This is a genomic window from Arsenophonus sp. ENCA, assembly GCF_002287155.1.
Lineage (GTDB): Bacteria > Pseudomonadota > Gammaproteobacteria > Enterobacterales > Enterobacteriaceae > Arsenophonus > Arsenophonus nilaparvatae.
The window spans coordinates 1-3,531 of sequence record NZ_NHNG01000089.1 but is presented as its reverse complement, the minus strand read 5'-3'; the positions used below and the strand labels follow the sequence as shown (position 1 = coordinate 3,531).

Sequence of the window (3,531 nt, the reverse complement as noted above, 5' to 3'; positions counted from 1 at the left end):
AGCGTTTCGGCAGGAAATACACCACTTTTTCCGTAATATATTACCGGGATTGGACGGAGCCTTGTCGCGCCGGATTAATGACAACTTCCAGACGCTGAAAAATGCAACTTCAAGTTAATCGAGTATAGTACGCCATCCTGTAGTAGCAAAAGTGGTTATTGCCTACGAAAACTGGGAAATAAAAGAACAAGAACGAAAACAGTTACTTCGTCAACAAAAAGAACCATCAAGCGCCCTATAGAAAAGGAGATATTTGCTTGCAATCAGTTATTCTTGATCTTCAGCTGGCCTGTAGCGATCATAATGGATTACCCAGTGAAACAACTTTCCAACACTGGCTTGAAGCTTTCCTGCCACAATTTCAATCTGAAAGTGAAATCACAATTCGTATTGTCGATATAGCAGAAAGCCAATATTTAAATCTGACATATCGAGGAAAAGATAAACCAACAAATGTGCTATCCTTCCCTTTTGAAGCGCCAGAAAACATTACATTACCCTTACTTGGCGATCTGATTATTTGTCGTCAAGTTGTTGAAGAAGAAGCGTTTGAACAACAAAAAAACCAGGATGCTCACTGGGCGCATATGGTAATACACGGTTGTCTTCATCTATTAGGTTATGATCATCTAACTGACTTTGAAGCAGAAGAAATGGAGACAATAGAAACTGAAATTATGCAAAAATTGGGTTATCCTGATCCTTATCAGCATGAAAAAGCATAACTATAATGCTACTTTTGTGCTAAATAATTATGATACGATAAACTACTTAGAGAAATTTTAATAAAACGCCATGAGCGACGACCATCCTACAAACAATGATAATCATCACTCGAAAAAGAGTTTTTTCGGGCGCCTAAATCAATTATTTCACGGTGAACCCAAAAATCGTGATGACTTAGTTGAACTCATTCGTGATTCAGAGCAAAAAGATGTTATTGATCCCGATACCAGAGAAATGCTTGAAGGGGTAATGAATATTTCCGACGAGCGTGTTCGGGATATCATGATCCCCCGCTCTCAGATAGTAACCTTAAAACGAAATCAATCGTTAGATGAATGCCTTGATGTGATTATCGACTCAGCACATTCTCGTTTTCCAGTAATTAGTGAAGATAAAGACCATATTGAAGGTCTATTAATGGCTAAAGATTTACTGCCATTTATGCGTACTGATGCTGAACCTTTCACTATCGATAAAGTATTACGTCCTGCCGTTGTTGTGCCTGAAAGTAAACGTGTTGATCTGTTATTAAAAGAGTTCCGTTCACAACGTTATCATATGGCAATAGTCATCGATGAATTTGGTGGCGTTTCTGGTTTGGTAACAATCGAAGATATTCTCGAATTAATTGTTGGGGAGATTGAAGACGAATATGATGATGAAGAAGACATTGATATTCGCCAGTTAAGCAAACATGCTTATTCTGTTCGTGCGCTAACCCAAATTGATGATTTCAACAAAGCATTTAGCACGCGCTTTAATGATGAAGAAGTTGATACCATTGGTGGCTTGGTGATGCAAGCATTTGGACATTTGCCTGCCCGAGGGGAAGTGATCACAATTGATGGTTATATGTTTAAAATTACCATGGCTGATAGCCGCAAAATTATTCAAGTTCAGGTAAAAACTCCTGATGAAGCCCCAATCCCAAATCTTATAGAAGAATAGCATTAATGAAAAAAATGCCACTCTATCAACGTCAGTGGTTACGAGCTTTGATCGCGTTAATTTTCGGGCTCTGCGGAACACTGGCTTTTTCACCTTTTGATATTTGGTTAGCCGCGCTTTTTTCTCTCTTTGGCTTACAGCTGCTAATTGTTAATTGCTCAAGCAAACAAGCAAGTTTAATAGCATTTTGTTGGGGAATTGGTCTTTTTGGCAGTGGTATTAACTGGGTTTATGTCAGTATTGCCGATTTTGGTGGTATGCCATTAGTGGTTAATGTCTTTTTAGTCATCTTACTGGCAGCTTATTTATCACTTTATCCCGCGCTATTTGCTTATCTAATCAATCGATTCTTTCCGCGCCTTAATATTGCTCGCTTTATTTTTGCTGCACCAGCAATATGGCAAATAACTGAATATTTACGTGGCTGGATACTAACTGGCTTCCCTTGGCTGCAATTTGGTTATAGTCAAATCGACGGGCCGCTTAAAGGCATCGCGCCGATATTTGGCGTTGAGATGATAACATTACTACTGCTGATCATTAGCAGCTGCTTAGTGTTTACTTGCCTAAAACGCAGAATTATTCCGCTAATTACAGCAATTATTTTATTATTGTTACCCCTAATATTTAAAAATTATCAGTGGTTCACGCCGGTCGCAGAAAAAAAATCACAAATTGTTTTGGTTCAAGGTAACATCCCGCAAAGCTTAAAATGGCAACCAGGATTTCTCGAACAAACCATTAGTACTTATCTCGATCTCTCTAAACCTTATTTTGGCAATGCCAATATCGTTATCTGGCCAGAATCCGCTATTCCATCGATCGAATTGGATAATAACGTTTGGTTAACCTCATTAGATAAGCTACTGCGCTTACAAAATACTCGCCTAATTACTGGTATAGTTGATGCTAAACCAAGCACACAGGGAGCGAGTGATTTTTTTAATAGTATTATTGTGTTGGGAGAAAATAAACCTTACCAATATCCAACCAGTAATCGTTATCAGAAACACCACCTGGTGCCTTTTGGTGAATTTGTACCATTAGAAAATATTCTTCGACCAATTGCTCCTTTATTCAATTTACCAATGTCAGATTTTAGTCGTGGTGATTATGAGCAACAGCAGTTAATTGCTGGTAATATTCATCTAACTGCTGCTATCTGCTATGAAATTATTTTAGGCTCCCAAGTTAGAGACAACTTTAAATCAGATACCGATTTTCTATTAACGCTTTCAAATGATGCATGGTTTGGGCATTCTATCGGCCCATGGCAGCACTTTCAAATGGCGCGCATGCGGGCACTCGAGCTTGGTCGGCCACTATTACGTGCCACTAATAATGGTGTTACAGCAGTGATCAAACCTAATGGCGATATTCAGGCAGAACTTCCTCAATTCACTCGCTCAGTATTAAATACTGAGGTAATACCAACATCTGGTCTTACACCTTATGCACGTTGGAGTAACTGGCCTATGTGGGCATTGGTTGCCCTATTTATCATATTGGCATGTTTTATTAAGCAAAAAGAAGACTAATCAATTTAGCATATATTAATCATCATCATGTCTTAACAACCGATGATACTGTTTTATCTTGTTATTGATATTTATCATTAAATTTAGTTAATGAGCTATTTTATTATACGCCAATTCCCAAACGAAATGCAACAAAGTAAATCCTTGGTCATACATAGATAAAATTACTGTAATGACCCCATAAGAGATACTGTTGTATGAAGGGAAAACATTTGAACTTACATGAGCGTTTTTATATCGAAAAACGAATAATTGACGGTGTTACTCAGGCCACTATTGCTAGAGAATTGGGGCTTTCTCGTTCAACTGTCAGCAGGGA

4 protein-coding genes and 2 pseudogenes are annotated in these 3,531 nt (G+C 38.2%); all 6 read left to right on the top strand.

Going from position 1 to position 3,531, the window contains the following annotated elements:
• Window positions 1–118: pseudogene (locus tag CBG25_RS02620) on the top strand (IS630 family transposase); the annotation flags it as partial.
• 6 nt (window positions 119–124) lie between these two features.
• A pseudogene (locus CBG25_RS21250) lies at window positions 125–241 on the top strand (PhoH family protein); the annotation flags it as partial.
• A 16-nt stretch (window positions 242–257) separates the two neighbouring features.
• Window positions 258–725, top strand: a complete 468-nt coding sequence (gene ybeY / locus CBG25_RS02615; RefSeq protein WP_290604323.1) for an rRNA maturation RNase YbeY — start codon at window positions 258–260, stop codon at window positions 723–725.
• A 70-nt stretch (window positions 726–795) separates the two neighbouring features.
• Window positions 796–1,674: a CNNM family magnesium/cobalt transport protein CorC gene (gene corC / locus CBG25_RS02610; protein WP_290604321.1), complete on the top strand. Its 879-nt coding sequence runs from the start codon at window positions 796–798 to the stop codon at window positions 1,672–1,674.
• 5 nt (window positions 1,675–1,679) lie between these two features.
• Window positions 1,680–3,212 (top strand): apolipoprotein N-acyltransferase, encoded by a 1,533-nt coding sequence (lnt, locus tag CBG25_RS02605; protein ID WP_290604319.1) that lies wholly within the window; start codon window positions 1,680–1,682, stop codon window positions 3,210–3,212.
• Between the two features lie 197 nt (window positions 3,213–3,409).
• Window positions 3,410–3,531, top strand: a 122-nt coding sequence (locus tag CBG25_RS21245) for a helix-turn-helix domain-containing protein (RefSeq protein WP_366212652.1), incomplete at its 3' end; no start/stop codon positions are given.